The 14,807-nt window shown below is 60.7% G+C and carries 13 protein-coding genes; 10 read left to right on the forward strand and 3 right to left on the reverse strand.

Features of this window, described 5'->3' with window-relative positions:
* Positions 1–45: 45 nt before the first annotated feature.
* Positions 46–846: an SDR family NAD(P)-dependent oxidoreductase gene (locus AAIL66_RS05590; protein WP_343496208.1), complete on the reverse strand. Its 801-nt coding sequence runs from the start codon at positions 844–846 to the stop codon at positions 46–48.
* Positions 847–1,189: 343 nt separating this feature from the next.
* Between AAIL66_RS05590 and AAIL66_RS05595 the strand changes: the two genes are divergently transcribed.
* The 3 genes from AAIL66_RS05595 to AAIL66_RS05605 all read left to right on the forward strand — a co-directional run bounded on the left by AAIL66_RS05595 (position 1,190) and on the right by AAIL66_RS05605 (position 4,387).
* The gene (locus AAIL66_RS05595) at positions 1,190–1,906 is read left to right on the forward strand and encodes an SDR family oxidoreductase (RefSeq protein WP_343496209.1); all 717 of its coding nucleotides are present in this window, start codon (positions 1,190–1,192) and stop codon (positions 1,904–1,906) included.
* 9 nt (positions 1,907–1,915) lie between these two features.
* Positions 1,916–3,379 (forward strand): NAD(P)/FAD-dependent oxidoreductase, encoded by a 1,464-nt coding sequence (locus tag AAIL66_RS05600; RefSeq protein WP_343496210.1) that lies wholly within the window; start codon positions 1,916–1,918, stop codon positions 3,377–3,379.
* Positions 3,380–3,445: 66 nt separating this feature from the next.
* Positions 3,446–4,387, forward strand: a complete 942-nt coding sequence (locus tag AAIL66_RS05605; protein WP_343496211.1) for an alpha/beta hydrolase — start codon at positions 3,446–3,448, stop codon at positions 4,385–4,387.
* A gap of 257 nt (positions 4,388–4,644) precedes the next feature.
* Here the strand turns inward: AAIL66_RS05605 and AAIL66_RS05610 are convergent, their stop codons facing one another.
* Entirely contained in the window at positions 4,645–6,651 is a 2,007-nt protein-coding gene (locus AAIL66_RS05610; protein ID WP_063660828.1) for a U32 family peptidase, read from the reverse strand.
* Positions 6,652–6,710: 59 nt separating this feature from the next.
* Positions 6,711–7,445, reverse strand: a complete 735-nt coding sequence (locus AAIL66_RS05615) for an NUDIX domain-containing protein (protein ID WP_034351716.1) — start codon at positions 7,443–7,445, stop codon at positions 6,711–6,713.
* Positions 7,446–7,684: 239 nt separating this feature from the next.
* Between AAIL66_RS05615 and AAIL66_RS05620 the strand changes: the two genes are divergently transcribed.
* The 7 genes from AAIL66_RS05620 (at position 7,685) to AAIL66_RS05650 (ending at position 14,792) form a co-directional block, all read left to right on the forward strand.
* Complete coding sequence (locus tag AAIL66_RS05620; RefSeq protein ID WP_034383754.1) at positions 7,685–8,236, forward strand: RNA 2'-phosphotransferase; 552 nt, start codon at positions 7,685–7,687, stop codon at positions 8,234–8,236.
* Entirely contained in the window at positions 8,233–8,856 is a 624-nt protein-coding gene (locus AAIL66_RS05625) for a phosphate acetyltransferase (RefSeq protein ID WP_034393041.1), read from the forward strand. Before AAIL66_RS05620 ends, AAIL66_RS05625 begins: the two co-directional genes overlap by 4 nt.
* Entirely contained in the window at positions 8,853–9,422 is a 570-nt protein-coding gene (locus AAIL66_RS05630) for an NADAR family protein (protein WP_343496212.1), read from the forward strand. The genes AAIL66_RS05625 and AAIL66_RS05630 overlap by 4 nt, the downstream gene beginning before the upstream one ends.
* The gene (locus AAIL66_RS05635) at positions 9,419–10,330 is read left to right on the forward strand and encodes an ADP-ribosylglycohydrolase family protein (RefSeq protein WP_034351724.1); all 912 of its coding nucleotides are present in this window, start codon (positions 9,419–9,421) and stop codon (positions 10,328–10,330) included. The genes AAIL66_RS05630 and AAIL66_RS05635 overlap by 4 nt, the downstream gene beginning before the upstream one ends.
* Positions 10,331–10,828: 498 nt before the next feature.
* The gene (locus AAIL66_RS05640; RefSeq protein WP_034351726.1) at positions 10,829–12,016 is read left to right on the forward strand and encodes a branched-chain amino acid ABC transporter substrate-binding protein; all 1,188 of its coding nucleotides are present in this window, start codon (positions 10,829–10,831) and stop codon (positions 12,014–12,016) included.
* Between the two features lie 62 nt (positions 12,017–12,078).
* Positions 12,079–13,452: a tRNA adenosine(34) deaminase TadA gene (gene tadA, locus AAIL66_RS05645; RefSeq protein WP_343496213.1), complete on the forward strand. Its 1,374-nt coding sequence runs from the start codon at positions 12,079–12,081 to the stop codon at positions 13,450–13,452.
* A gap of 290 nt (positions 13,453–13,742) precedes the next feature.
* Positions 13,743–14,792 (forward strand): LD-carboxypeptidase, encoded by a 1,050-nt coding sequence (locus AAIL66_RS05650; protein WP_343496290.1) that lies wholly within the window; start codon positions 13,743–13,745, stop codon positions 14,790–14,792.
* The last annotated feature ends 15 nt before the right edge of the window (positions 14,793–14,807 follow it).

Raw genomic sequence — 14,807 nt, forward strand, 5'->3', positions numbered from 1 at the left:
CGTGTCCGCAAATGCTGCCAGGGCCTGCAAAAGCAGGCCCTGGTTTCACTCTGCGATCTCCTGCGTCCAGGACAGCACCGGGTCGGTGCGCGTCTCGATGAGCTTGTTGCGGGCCTTGAGCAGCGGGTCCAGCATTTCCGGCTGAGGCACGATCCAGTATTCACCACGGTCAATGGCTGCAAAGACGCGGTTGGCGAACTCCTCGGTGTCCATGCCGTTTTCGTCGAGCAAATGGGTCATCATGCCGTGAAATTTTGCCGACGCCGCGTCAGGTGCTTCTCGGAAGATGGCTGTCCTGACGGGGCCTGGTGCCAGCAGCGAGACCTTGATTTGCGGATCAATGGCCGCGAGTTCGCCAGCCAGACCTTCGGTCAGCGCGACCACTGCGAACTTGGTGGCGGAGTAGGGGGCCATCATGGCGCTGGGCAGAAAGCCGCCTACCGATGCTGTGTTGATGATGCGGGCAGGCCGGTTGGCCTTGAGCAGACGCGGCACAAAAGCGCGCAGGCCATTGACAATGCCGTTGACGTTGACTTGCCAGGACTGCTGCCACTTGGCATCGCTGATCTCCCAGCTATTGCCGGTGCTGAGAACGCCTGCGTTGTTGAACAGCAGATCGACCTGACCGAAAGCTGCATAGGCCTTGTCGGCCAGTGTATCCAGCGACGCCTGGCTGGTGACATCGGTGGCCACGGCCAATGCCTGATCTCCCAGTTCCAGCGCGACTTTCTCAAGACCCGCCTGGTCGCGGTCTGCAACCACGACCTTCATTCCAAGAGTGACTGCCTTTTTGGCAAGGCCTGCACCAATTCCGCTGGCTGCACCGGTGATGACTGCAACTTTCATGATTTCCTCATTGGCTAAATACGAATGAATTAAAGCATTTACGGCTTATCTATATTTCTCACGAATTCCCGCTTGACAGTTATTGAAGGTGTTTACAGTCTTTATTGATTTATTAAATGGAAAGACCTGCTTGACATATAAAAAATCCGGGCACAGTACGTCCAAATGAATTAATGGTTTCCACTAGGGACTGTAAACACAAACTTATTTTGTAAAGAGGAAAAATCAGAGTGATTTGAATTTGAAAAGAACAAAGAATCTCAATCCTCATCGCCAATTGGTGGCGGTCAGCCAGTATTGAGGTTTGAAAATGAATCCATTCATCAGTGGTTTGGAAGGGAAAGTGGTTCTGGTTACAGGTGGTGCCTCGGGCATAGGCCTGGCCAGCGCCCAGGCCCTGGCAGCCAGCGGAGCCAAGGTGGTGTGTGCCGATCTTCAGCAAAGCCAGGATTTGCCGCAGGGCTGCGAATTTCGCAAGCTCGACGTGAGCAGCGAGAAGCTGACCAATGAGTTGGCTGCTTACATGCTGGACCGCTATGGGCAGATTGATGGGCTGGTGACTTCGGCTGGCATTTCCCGCGTGGGTGATCTGGAGAGCATGCCCTTGCATGAGTGGGAGCAGGTACTGCAGGTCAATTTGACGGGGACCATGCTCAGTGCTCGTGCCGTGGCCAGCCACATGAAACGGCGGGGTCAGGGCTCCATCGTCACCATCGCCAGCATCAACGGCATGCTGGGCAACCCGACCAATCTGGCCTATTGCACCTCCAAGGGAGCTGTGATCCAGATGGTGCGCAGTCTGGCATCGGATCTCGGTCCTTACGGCGTGCGGGTCAACAGCATCAGCCCCGGCTATATCCATACACCCATGACCACCATGCTTGATGAACTGCCTGTAGGCCAGGCTTTCGAGGCCATGCATTTGCTCAAGCGTGCGGGCAGGCCGCAAGAGGTAGGTAATGCCGTGGCATTTTTGCTTTCCGATATTTCTTCATTTATTACCGGGGTCAATCTTCCGGTGGATGGTGGATTCTCTGCAGCAAAAGTAATTAATATTTAAGGAATTCCAATGAAATATGACGTCATAGTGATTGGTTGCGGAATGTCCGGAATTTTGGCTGGTATTCATCTGAAGAATAGCGGGAAGAAATTCATTATTCTGGAAAAGGCCGGGACATTGGGGGGGACCTGGCGGGATAATACTTATCCAGGCCTGACTTGCGATGTGCCATCGCACGCCTATACCTATTCTTTCGAGCCCAACCCCGAATGGTCTCGGGTACTTCCGCCCGGAGCCGAGATTCAGCAGTATTTCGAAGGCGTGTTCCAGAAGCACGGTATTGCCGATTTTTCGCAGTTCGGCACCGAAATCACGCGTGCCGAATGGACGTGCGATGCATGGACGCTGCAGGATCAGCATGGCAAGCAATACCAGGGCAAGGTGGTGGTTGCCGCCACAGGTGTGCTGCACCACCCCAACTATCCGCAGATCAAGGGCCTGGAGGAGTTCGAGGGGGACACGATTCACAGTGCGCGCTGGGATCATTCTGTACCGCTGGACGGCAAGAGGATCGCCGTCATCGGCACGGGATCAACGGGCGTGCAAATTGTCTCGGCACTGGCGTCGCGTGCCAGGGTGCGACATTTTCAGCGCACGGCCCAATGGATTTTTCCGGTCGAGAATCCAGCTTTCAGCGAAGAGCAGCGTGCCGAATTCCGCAGCAACCGCGATCTGCTGGTTTATCTGCAGCGCGAACCCACTTATGTAGCCAACGTGGAGCGCTTTACCGAGGGTGTGCTGGATCCGAATTCGGAGCAGATTCAGGAAATTCAGAAAATCTGCCAGGACAACCTGGATGGCTCTGTTGCAGACGCAACCTTGCGTGAAAAACTGCAGCCTCATTACCGGGCTGGTTGCAAGCGCCTGATTTATTCGCCCGACTATTACAAGGCGATCCAGCACCCCGATTCCGAGTTGATCACCGAAGCTATTGCCAAGGTCGAGAAAAAGGGAGTGCGTACCAGCGACGGCGTGCTGCATGAGGTGGACATCATCGTCCTGGCCACGGGATTCAAGGCCGACCGCTATGTGCGCCCCATGAATGTGACGGGCCTGAACGGAGCCACGCTGGAGCAGGCCTGGAGCGATGTGCCCACGGCATACAAGTCCATCTCGGTGCCGGGCTTTCCCAACTTTTACTTCATGAACGGGCCGACCTCTCCCGTGGGCAACTTCTCGCTGATCGATACCTCGGAAATGCAGTGGGGCTATATCTCGCAGCTGATAGAGCGTTGTCAGCAAGCCGGTGTGGCAGGGCTTTCGGCCAGGCCCGAAGCCCTGGCTCAGTACGACCAGGAGCGCTTGCAGGCCGCCAAGGGCTCGGTCTTCGGCTCGGGCTGCAACAGCTGGTACCTGGACAGAAACGGTGTGCCCAATACATGGCCCTGGTCGCAGTCGCGCTTCCGGCAGGAGATGAGTGCGCCGGTATGGCAGGACTATATCCACCACCAGACCGAAGAGCTTGTGGCCTGAGTGCCGTCTTGCGCCCGTCCTGGCCTGTCCTGGTCGGGCGCGCTCCATCAACTTCAAGGAGTCCCAATGCAGATACACCCAGAAATGGCTGCTGTGCTGGAGCAGTTCAAGGATGCTCCGCCCATGGATTTTGTGGCCACTCCGGTGCCCGAAATCCGCAAGCTCATGGACCACATGGCCTTTCCGCCTGCCGACCTGCCCATGCATGAGGTGCGCGAGATCGACATTCCCGGTGGCGATGGCCAGCCGCTCAAGCTGCGCCTGTACCGTCCCGGCACCGCGCAGGCAGCGCCGGTCATGGTCTATTTTCACGGCGGTGGCTGGTGCATAGGCACGCTGGAAACGCATGACAATCTGTGCCGCCACCTGGCGCGTATAACCGGCATGAATATTGTGTCGGTCGATTACCGGCTGGCTCCCGAGCATGTCTTTCCTGCCGCGCTGGACGACGCCTATGCCGCCACGCGCTGGGTGGCACTGCATGCGGCCGAGCTGCAGTGCGATGCGCGGCGGCTGATGGTGGCGGGCGACAGCGCGGGGGGCAATCTGGCCGTCGCCACCTGCCTGCGCGCAAAAGAAGACGGCTGGAGAGGCATATCCCAGCAACTGCTGTTCTATCCGGTCTGCGATGCGCATATGGATGCGCCATCGCATGCGCTTTATGGGCAGATGCCGTTTCTCACCACCGAAGCCATGGCCGCGATGTGGCATCACTATCACCCTGCCAGGCCTGCACATCCACTGGCCTCCATCATGCAGTACCCCGATCTCGTTGGTTTGCCGGCAGCGGTGCTGGTGACGGCGGAGCTGGACATATTGCGCGACGAAGGAGAGGCCTTTGGCCTGCGCCTGCAGCAGGCTGGCGTACCCGTTTCCAGCCTTCGTGCGAAAGGCATGTTGCATGGGTTTGCCAACTTCAGCACCCTGGTGCCGGCAGTGGCAAAGTTGCTGCAAGAGGCTTGTACAAAGCTGTCTTTTGGCAAGATATCGGCTGTTGGACAAGCCTGATACATGCAACTGTTCATGTATACAGTTATGTGTGGTGGATGCCTCAGTTTTATCCCCGCATCATGTGGACGCTCTTGTGGAAAACTATGCTTTCAAGCCTTGAAACCCGCGCCAGATGGTGATTTGCACGGATTGCCTAAAAAATAGACGATTTGAGCAAAGGGATTGAACCGAGGGTTTTTACCAGTGGTTCTGAGGCTGTAAAAAAGCCCGCCAACCGTTGCCGGTAGCGGGCTTTTTTGTGGGCTCAAACGTGCTCAGGAAAGTTGCTGAGGCGTGGGGCGTGTACGGTAGAACTGCATGGGAGACTCTTTCATTTCCTTGGCATGCTGGTTGAGCACCGACTTCTTCATCTTGCCAACCACATGCATCTCGCAGGGCTTGCAGTCAAAGCGCAGCGTGAGCTTTTCCTTGCCGTTGATCAGCTGCAGCGGCTCTGCCTTGATGGTGCCCTTGACGCCGATCACGCCCTTGGCCTGTTTGGGACACAGGCTCATCGAGAAGCGCACGCAGTGCTTGGTGATCATCAGCGAGACTTCGCCTTCCTCTTCCTTGCTCTCGTAGGCGGCGTCGATGATCTTCACACCATGCTTCACATAGAAGTCATGGGCCTTCTGGTTGTAGACATTGGCCAGATAGGTCAGCGTGTCTTCAGGAAAAGGCACGGGCGGCTCCACGGGCTTGGCGCGGGGCAGACGCACAAAGCCGTCGGCGCGGGCCTGTTCCAATGCGGCAACGGCATCGCGACGCAGCTGGTTGAGCACGGAGGCGGGTACAAACCAGGGCTGACTCAGGCTCAGTGAAATATCGTTCACCTCGAAAACCGTCGCGCCAAAGCGTCCCAGTTGCTCGCGCAGCGTGGCTTCTGCCTTGGCTGGGTCGGTGGCGCTCTGGTGCTCATGCGCGATGGCGGCAGCCCCGACAAACCCGTCCTCGTCGGTCAGCGTCAGCGCAAAGCCGGCAGCAGCTTCCTTGAACTCGGCCCATAGACCGATACGGCGCTCGCTGGACTTCTTCTCCAGCGTGCGTACCCAGTCCATATCGCGGTTGCGGTTGATTTCCAGGCCCTTGCGCAGATCCTTGAATTCGGCGATCTCGTTTTTGGGGAAGACGCGCCAGATGCCTTTTTTGGCACTCACGCATTCAGCACGGTTGATGTGCACGCCCACCAGTTCCTTTTGCAGATCGTAGTAGCACAGACCGTCGCCGTTGTGCAGCTCGGCGGTCTTGTCGCTGGTTTCGATCTCGAACCATTTGTCGCCGACCTGTGTCACCCAGCCGATGGCACGACCCGGTGTCTTGGGCGTGTCGAAGGCGCCGATGTCATCCTTGCGGCCATTGACGAAGTAGTCTGTGAACTCGCGGTTGAAATTCTGGTCCGGATCGGGTTCGAACGAGAAAGTGGTGCGGCCTGACGACGAGCGCGCCAGCGGCTGATCGGAGAACTCGCGCTCCTCGATGATTTCGTCGAGCAGCTTGCGGTAATGGGCCGTGATGTTCTTCACATAGCCCATGTCCTTGTAGCGGCCCTCGATCTTGAAGCTGCGCACGCCGGCGTCGATCAGGGCGCGCAGGTTATCGCTCTGGTTGTTGTCCTTCATGGACAGCACGTGCTTTTCATGCGCGATGATGCGGCCGCTGGCGTCCGTTACTTCATAAGGCAGGCGGCAGGCCTGGTTGCAGTCGCCACGGTTGGCGCTGCGTCCGGTATGGGCATGGCTGATGAAGCACTGGCCCGAGTAGGCCACGCACAGCGCGCCATGCACAAAGTATTCGATGGTGGTGCGGCTCGGGTCTGTCGCGGCGCGCACGGCGGCAATCTGTTTCAGATCCAGCTCGCGCGCCAGCACGATCTGCGACAGGCCGGCGTCCTGCAGAAAGCGGCCCTTCTCGGGCGTGCGGATATCGGTCTGGGTGGAGGCGTGCAGCTGGATGGGGGGCAGATCGAGTTCCAGCAGACCCATGTCCTGGATGATCAGCGCATCGGCGCCGGCGTTGTAGATCTGCCAGGCCATATCGCGTGCGCCCTGCAGCTCATCGTCGCGCAAGATGGTGTTGAGCGTGATGAAGATGCGGCTGCCAAAGCGGTGGGCGTGCTTGATGAGCCGCTCCAGATCGCGGATGTCATTGCCTGCAGTCGCTCGCGCGCCAAAGGCCGGTCCGCCGATATAGACGGCGTCCGCGCCGTGATTGACGGCTTCGATGCCGATATCGGCGTCGCGCGCCGGGGACAGGAGTTCGAGCTGGTGGGGCAGGAGAGACATAGGGGCAGGATTATCTCAGCAAGCCCCGGTTTCGGCACAGCGGCGGGTAATCGCCTGTATCAATGGCCGCGTGGGCTGAATGTGCGCGGAAATACCACGGGCCCGCTGCGGTCCGCCAGCCGGTAGCCCATGGCGGGGCGGTTCGACACGCCTTCCACATGGCCGGCTTCGACCAGAAAGTTCGCTGCCAGCATGCGGGTGCGAAAGCCGCTTTTGTCCACGCTGCGACCCAGCACGGTTTCATAGACTTGCTGCAACTGGGGCAGGGTGAAGGGCTCGCTCAGCAAAAAAGCGGGCAGCGAGGTGTATTCGACCTTGCTTCGCAGTCTCTCCACCGCCGTCTGCAAGATGCTGCCATGGTCAAACGCCAGTGCAGGCCGGCGCAGCAATTCATCCACTTCGAACCAGGCCACATCGGCTGCATTGGCGCCTTTGGTCAGTTGCAGCTCATGGGCGGGAATCAGCGCAAAGTACACATGGGTGGCCGACCAGCCACGCGGATCACGTGCCGCGCCGCCCCAGCTGCCAAGCTGTTCCAGATAAGGGCTGTCCACACCCGTCTTCTCCTTGAGCTTGCGCGCGGCGCAGGCCTGCAGATCGGCATCGAGATCCACATTCACAAACCCCCCGGGCAAGGCCCAGAGGCCGGGAAATGGATCATCGTCGTGACCTGGGCGTTGCACCAGCAATACATTCAAGCGGCCTTGCGCAATCGTGAAGATCACCACATCCACCGTGGTGTAGGGGCGAGGAAAGTCCGGCGCTGGCTTGGAGTGACGCTGTGTAACGCTCATAAATCAGGCTTGACGGGATGAATGATGGGTTGTATTGTACAACTTGCTTAAGTTGTTCAATGCAACTTATATCCTGTAGCTGGAGCCCGCTCCAAGCATGCAGACGCATGCCGACAAAGCCGGGCCTGGGTTTGCGACCAGGCTGTGGCACCGTGGAAAGTACGCCAAGGTCGGGCGCTGGGCAGCGCTAGAGCCTGTCATGAGCCAGGTCGACATCTTCAAACAAAGAGAACAAGAAAATGAAAAATCAAAACACCACCGCACGCAGCAAATTCCTCAGTCTGGTGCTGAGACACAGTCCCGAGACCATAGGCCTCAAGCTCGACGATGCGGGTTGGGCTCAGACCGATGAACTGCTGGCCTGTCTGGCGCGCTCCGGCCGACCCACCAGTCTGGAGGATTTGCAGACCATGGTGGCTGACAACAACAAGCAGCGCTATTCCTTCAGCGCAGATGGCAAGCGCATACGCGCCAATCAGGGCCATTCCATCAAGGTCGAACTGGGTCTTGAGGCAAGGCGCCCTCCGGCAGTGCTCTACCACGGCACGGCCACGCGTTTTCTGGATGCGATCTTTCATGAGGGCCTGAACCGGCAGTCACGCCATCATGTCCACTTGTCCGAAAGCCAGGCAGTGGCTGCTCAGGTCGGCAGTCGTCACGGCAAGCTGGCCTTGCTGCAGGTGGACGCCGCGCGTATGCAGGGCGAGGGCCATGTGTTCTATCGCTCCGACAACGGCGTGTGGCTGACCGATGTCGTCCCGGCCCGGTATCTGCTGAAGCTGCCGTCATGAAAGTTTCAAAAATCATAGCTATCGACGCCGATGGCGTGCTGCTGGACTACAACCTCGCCTATGCCTCAGCCTGGGAGCGGGTATTTGGCGAGCGTCCGGTGTTGAAGCAGCCTGACGCCTACTGGGCCATGGAGCGATGGGGTGTCGCCAACTTGCAGGGCGAGGCTCTCAATCGTTTCCGCGCCAGCTTTGATGCGCAGTTCTGGTCCGGCATTCCAGCGATTGCAGGTGCGCTACAGGCTTGCGAGCAGCTGTGCGCCGCCGGTTACGAGCTGGTCTGTGTGTCGGCGATCAAGCCGCAGTTCGCCGAGGCTCGGCAGACCAATCTGCGCAAGCTGGGCTTTCCCATATCGCGTGTGATCGCCACCAGCAGCCGTACTGATCCGGGCCTCAGCCCCAAGGCTCAAGCCCTGGCGCAGTTGCAGCCCTTGGCATTTGTCGATGACTTTCTGCCGTATTTCGAAGGCGTGGGCGAGCGGATTCACAAGGCACTGGTGCTGCGCGAGCAAGGCGGGTCGCCCAATACCGGGCCGGGTCTGCAGGCCATTGACTCCACTCACGCCACGCTGGCGGGCTTTTCCCGTTGGTGGCTGAACCATTATCAAGAAGAACAGACATGAACCGAGATTACGAAATTCGATCCGTACCCGATCTGGTGGTCCAGCTCGATCAAGGCTACCGCCCCAAATTCCTTTGCTTCTGGGGCCATCAGCCCGAAAAGAATGGCTCGGTGGGCAAAGGCTGCCTGAGCCAGTGGTTTTCTGCTCCATTTACCGTCGAAGGAGACCGCTTTGCCACGGCAGAGCATTTCATGATGGCAGCCAAGGCGCGGCTGTTCGGGGATGAAGAGGCGCGCGCGCAGGTGCTGGCTGCGCCGTCTCCGGCCAGTGCCAAGCAGATAGGGCGCAGCGTGCGCAATTTTGACGAGGCACGCTGGAAGGCGGAGTGCTTCGATATCGTGGTGCGCGCCAGTGTGGCCAAGTTCTCGCAGAACCCGGCCATGAGGGAGTTTCTGCTGAGAACTGGTGAGCGTGTACTGGTCGAGGCCAGTCCGCGCGACCGCATCTGGGGCATCGGCATGGGCGCGGCCAATCCCGACGCCGAGCAGCCGCGCAAATGGCGCGGACAGAACCTGCTGGGTTTTGCGCTGATGGCCGCGCGTGCGCAGCTGAGGGCCGGACAATGAACACGCTGGACCGTTTTGAAGGAGCTCTGCTGGGCCTGGCCTGCGGCGATGCCGTGGGCACGACGCTGGAGTTCCGGGCGCGCGGCAGCTTTGCGCCGCTGACCGATATGGTGGGGGGCGGGCCGTTTTCACTGAGGGCCGGACAATGGACGGATGACACGTCCATGGCTTTGTGCCTGGCCGAGAGCCTGGTCGTTAAAGGAGGTTGCGACCCTGGGGACCAGATGACGCGCTACGCCAACTGGTATCAGTGGGGTTACTGGAGCTCCACCGGTCACTGCTTTGATATCGGCATGGCAACGCGCGAGGCGATACAGCAATACCTGCGCACCGGCAATGCGCTGGCGGGAAGTGAAGATGCGCGCAGCGCTGGCAATGGCTCGCTGATGCGGCTGGCTCCGGTGGCCATGGCGTATGCCCATGACGAGCAAGAGGTGCAGGAGATGGCGGCACTGAGCTCCCGCACCACACATGCCGCTGCGGAGTGCCTGGATGCCTGCCGTCTGTTTGCCGTGACATTGAGCCGCGCCCTGCTGGGCGCCAACAAGGCGCAGGTGCTGGATCTTGCCGCGCTGCCGTTTGGCAGCCCACGCATTGCCGAGATTGCACAAGGCAGCTGGCGCGGCAAAAGCCGCGAGCAGATCCAGAGTTCGGGCTATGTGGTGCACAGTCTGGAAGCAGCTTTGTGGTGTTTTGACAGGCTTGAGAGCTTTGAAGCCGTCGTTCTGGAGGCGGCCAATCTGGGTGACGATGCCGACACCACAGCGGCCATTGCCGGCCAGATCGCGGGGGCGTTCTGGGGGCGCAGCGGCATTCCTGCGCACTGGCTGGAAAGACTGCATCAGCAGGCTGATATTCGCGCGCTGGCGCAATCGATTTATGCGCTGAATCAGGTGCTGGCCCGATAGATTGCGCGTGGCCATGCTCCCCATCGCGGGATCTGCTCACACCGTGCAGGCAGGTCACAGATCCTTGATTGTTACCGCGGAGGTCGCGAAAGCCGTACCGGGCCTGCACGGTCTGCGGGTGCCTGTGGCCGTGGTGAACTTGCCGGCCTTCAAAAAAAGGCTTTCCCTGCAGCCAGGAAAGTCCGGCGCAGCGTGCACCATCCCTGTCAACGCGGCACAATCAAGGCGCTGAGTCGGCGATGGTGCAAGAGCATGGTCGGCAGCTTCAGCCGAAATCCGAAATATCCCCAGCAGCCGGAGTCTGTGCTCAACGCAGGAAGAGTCGGGCCTGCTCGGGCTTGCTAGCAATTGCTCCAATGGAGTTCTGGTCCCTAGACTCCAGGGTTTGCCCCTTCGCTTGCACATCGAGCTGGTATCGCAGGCTTTGCCGCTACGCTTGAGGCTTTGGCCTGGCGTAGGCTTGCGTGCCACAGCCTTCCGCTTCATCAAGGAGAAAGCATGTCCATGACTGATCGCTCGGCCCAGAGCCGCTGTGTTCGCACCTCGTCTGCCCTGAGCCTGGCCCTGGTCGCCGCATCCCTGTCGTCCGCTTACGCGGCGGATGCGGAAAAGCCTCTGGTGGTGCGCATTGCCCATGGCGGACCGGTCTCCGGTCCTATCGCAGCCCTGGGCAAGGATGAGGAGAACGGCGTGCGCATGGCGATTGACGAGCTCAACGCCCGCAAGCTGCAACTGGGCGGCCGTCCCGTGCACTGGAAGCTGGAGGCCGGTGACGATGTGGGCGACCCCGGCCAGGCCACGGCGCTGGCACGCCGCTTCTGCGACAGGAAGGTGGCGGCCGTGGTGGGGCATCTTCAGTCGGGCACGACCTTGCCGGCTGCCAAGATCTACAACGACTGTGGCATTCCCAATATCACCCCCGCAGCCACCAACCCCGCGATTACCGAGGCAGGCTATGACGACACCTTCCGCGTCATCGCCAATGACCGGGCCATGGTCAATGCCCTGCTGGACTATGCCGTCAAGCACCAGGGCGTCAAACGCATCGCGATCGTGGACGATCGCACGGCCTATGGACAGGGCATCGTCAAGCTGTTTGAAGCCGCTGCGGCCGAGCGCGATGTGCAGATTGTCGACAAGCAGTACACCAGCGACAAGGCCACGCAGTTTTCGTCCATTCTCACGGCCATCAAAGGCCGCAAGCCCGATGCGATCTTCTTCGGCGGGCTCGACGCGCAGGCCGGTCTCATGCTGCGTCAGATGTCGCAGCTGGCCATGAATCAGGTGAAATTCCTGGGCGGTGATGCGCAATGTTCGGAGCGCCTGCCTGCCATGGCCGACAAGGTGCCAGCGCTCAAAAACGTGGTTTGCGTGATGAGCGGCAGCTCCCTGGGCAATATGCCAGGCGGTCTGCTCTGGAAGCAGAAATACGACCAGCATTTTCCCGGCCAGTATCAGGTTTACAGCCCTTACGCTTATGACGCGACCATGGTGCTGGCCAAGGCCATGCTGAGTGCCGATTCAGCCCAGGCCGAGGCCTATTTGCCCCGCTTGCGCCAGACGCGCTACGAAGGGGTGACGGGCACGATTGCCTTTGATTCGCAGGGCGAGTTGCAAAGCCCGCGGGTCACGCTCTACGGCTATGACTCCGGCGAGCGCAAGGAACTGGTGATCAGCGGTCATTGAGCGGTATCGGTGTTTCTTGAAGGAATATCCGTCAAGCCTTTGTCTGTCAGGTGCATATAGCTATGGATCTTGATGCTTCCGTGCACGAACACTTCATGCGCCAGGCGCTGGAGCAGGCGCGCCGCGCCGCTGGCTGTGGCGAGGTGCCGGTGGGGGCTGTGGTCGTCAAGGACGGGCAGGTCATAGGCCGCGGTCATAACAGTCCGCTCTCTGCCCAGGACCCCACGGCCCATGCCGAGGTGCTGGCCCTGCGCGAAGCAGCTCGGACTCTGGGCAATTACCGGCTTGAGGGCTGCACGCTGTATGTGACGCTGGAGCCCTGCACCATGTGCAGCGGTGCCATGCTGCATGCGCGTGTGGATGCCGTGGTCTATGGCGCGGCCGAACCCAGGACCGGTGCGGCCGGTTCGGTGCTCGATGTCTTCGGCTACCCCGCCATCAATCACCAGACGCGGGTGCTGCGCGGCGTGCTGGCCGCGCAATGCTCGGCGCTGATGGCCGAGTTCTTCCAGCAGCGACGCCAGGAAAAAAAGGCGCAGCAGCCGCATCCGCTCAGGGACTGGGCGCTGCGCAATGCCGATGAGGCGTTTGCCGACCTTCCCGCCTGGCCCTGGCGGCCGCAGTGGCGAAGCGACCTGCCGGCGCTGCAGGGCCTGCGTCTGGCGGTGGTCGATGAAGGGCCTGAGGATGCAGCACTGACCTGGCTGTGCCTGCATGGCAGCCCGGGCTGGGGCTATGGCTTTCGGCATCTGCTGCCCGATTTGCTGGCCGCCGGTCATCGTGTGGTGGTGCCCGATCTGCCAGGGTTCGGGCGCAGCGACCAGCCCAAGAAAGACAAACGACACAGCGCGCAGTGGCATTTGCAGGTCATCGCCGAGCTGATCGAAGCGCTCAACCTGCGGCGGTTGGTCCTGGTCGGGCAGGGCGATGGCGGCCGCCTGGGTCTGGCTGCAGCGCAAGCCCTGTCAGAGCGCTTTGAGGGCGCGTGGCTGATCGATACCTGGCCGCTGAATGCGCAGCCAGAGCCGCGTCGGCAATGGTTTGAGCAGGCAGCGCGCAAGCCCGGCTGGGATGTGGCCAGGGCCATGGCCGAATTGGAAGGGCGCAGCAATGCCGAAGAGGACCGCGCCTGGAATGCACCGTTTGCGCAGCCCGGCCATCGGGCCGTGCTCAAGGCCTGGCCGCGTCTGCAGACCGAGCTGGCTGCGCCGCCCGCCGATCTGCTGCAGCAATGGGCGCAGGCCGGCAGGCTGTGGCTGCAGCGCGCAGCCACGCAGCAGCCCGTGTCTGCTGCGCAATGGCAGGCAGCCTGGCTGCAGGCCGTGCCGCAGTTGGCGGCACAGGCCAGGGTCTGGCGGCAAACCCGGCCTGGCGCTCCGGTTCCTGCAGCACAGCAGGGCGGTGGTGCAGCGGCTGTGGAATACTTTGCGCCGTAGCCCGATCGGTCAGACCGGCGGAGCAAGAATCTGAACCAGGACTTACGCAAACAAGAATGCAACAAGGGCTTGCCTTCCGAGGCAGTCGCCCGGCCTGAACCTGTTTTGCGGAAGTCGTATGAACTTCTGAATCTGCGGATTCACCCACTTTTCACGGAGCATGCGGCCGATGGCCGCATGAAAAGGCTTTGGCAACCTCGCGCAAATCCCCTGGATCCACTACAGCGCCCCAGCAGCAAGATCCCCACCACGCCCACTCGCACGGGCAGGAGCCGGTCCACCAGGCTCATGTGCATGACGAGCACTGCAGCCATGAGCACGGTCATCACGATCATCACGACCATGTGCACAGCGCCGATGGCAGCTGCTGCGGCCATGATCACAGCCATGGCGGCAAGCATGTCTATATCTATTCGCCCTCGGGGGCGGTGCGCGACAAGGCAGCCTTCAAACGTGGCATCAAGCAGCTGGAGGCCCTGGGCCACGAGGTGGAGGTCGATGCCGATGCGCTGGCCAGCAGCCAGCGCTTTGCGGGTGACGACGCCACCCGTCTGGCTGCTATCCACCGTGCAGCGGCCAGCGGAGCCGATGTGGCGCTGATTTCGCGCGGCGGCTACGGTCTCACGCGCATTCTGCCGGGCATCAAGTACAAGACCGTGGCCAAGGCGATTGCGGGCGGCACCAAGTTTGTCGGCCTCAGCGACTTCACGGCTTTTCAGCTGGCCATGCTGGCACAGACCGGTTCGGTCACTTGGGCGGGTCCCGCGCTCAACGCCGACTTCGGTGTGGACAGCAAAAAGACCGGCGTGCCCGTGGACGACATCATGCTGGACTGCTTCGAGGACCTGCTCAGCGGCCAGGGCGAGGGCGCGGGCTGGCAGATGCCCAGGATTGGCGAGCTGCCCAATGGCAAGCCGCAGCTCAAGGACTTCTATGTCCCCGGCGGGGCCACCTTGTGGGGCGGCAACCTGGCGGTGCTGGTGTCCTTGCTGGGCACTCCTTACTTCCCGCAGGTCGACGGCGGCATTCTGTTCATCGAAGACGTGGGAGAGCACCCCTACAAGATCGAGCGCATGCTGACCCAGCTGCTGCTGGCGGGCGTGCTGCAAAAGCAAAAAGCCATCATTTTTGGCCAGTTCACCGACTTCAAGCTCACCACCCACGACAAGGGCTTCAAGCTGCAGACCGTTGTCGACTGGCTGCGCATGCAGCTCAAGCGCCCCGTGCTGCAAGGCCTGCCCTTCGGCCATGTGCCCACCAAGGTGCTGCTGCCCGTGGGCGCGCAGGTATCGCTGTCTGTGGAAGGCCGGGATGCGCTGATCTACTGGGGACATGTCTGACGGCAGACTGCCGCT

This window comes from Comamonas sp. F1-6 (genome assembly GCF_039581415.1).
GTDB lineage: Bacteria > Pseudomonadota > Gammaproteobacteria > Burkholderiales > Burkholderiaceae_C > Comamonas > Comamonas thiooxydans.

Bases quoted from the DNA above. Each gene is read 5' to 3' on its own strand.
- AAIL66_RS05610 (WP_063660828.1), bottom strand. From the start codon at position 6,651: ATGTCTCTCCTGCCCCACCAGCTCGAACTCCTGTCCCCGGCGCGCGAC.
- AAIL66_RS05590 (WP_343496208.1), bottom strand. From the start codon at position 846: ATGAAAGTTGCAGTCATCACCGGTGCAGCCAGCGGAATTGGTGCAGGC.
- AAIL66_RS05615 (WP_034351716.1), bottom strand. From the start codon at position 7,445: ATGAGCGTTACACAGCGTCACTCCAAGCCAGCGCCGGACTTTCCTCGC.
- tadA (WP_343496213.1), top strand. From the start codon at position 12,079: ATGGATCTTGATGCTTCCGTGCACGAACACTTCATGCGCCAGGCGCTG.
- AAIL66_RS05635 (WP_034351724.1), top strand. From the start codon at position 9,419: ATGAACACGCTGGACCGTTTTGAAGGAGCTCTGCTGGGCCTGGCCTGC.
- AAIL66_RS05625 (WP_034393041.1), top strand. From the start codon at position 8,233: ATGAAAGTTTCAAAAATCATAGCTATCGACGCCGATGGCGTGCTGCTG.
- AAIL66_RS05600 (WP_343496210.1), top strand. From the start codon at position 1,916: ATGAAATATGACGTCATAGTGATTGGTTGCGGAATGTCCGGAATTTTG.
- AAIL66_RS05620 (WP_034383754.1), top strand. From the start codon at position 7,685: ATGAAAAATCAAAACACCACCGCACGCAGCAAATTCCTCAGTCTGGTG.
- AAIL66_RS05605 (WP_343496211.1), top strand. From the start codon at position 3,446: ATGCAGATACACCCAGAAATGGCTGCTGTGCTGGAGCAGTTCAAGGAT.
- AAIL66_RS05640 (WP_034351726.1), top strand. From the start codon at position 10,829: ATGTCCATGACTGATCGCTCGGCCCAGAGCCGCTGTGTTCGCACCTCG.
- AAIL66_RS05630 (WP_343496212.1), top strand. From the start codon at position 8,853: ATGAACCGAGATTACGAAATTCGATCCGTACCCGATCTGGTGGTCCAG.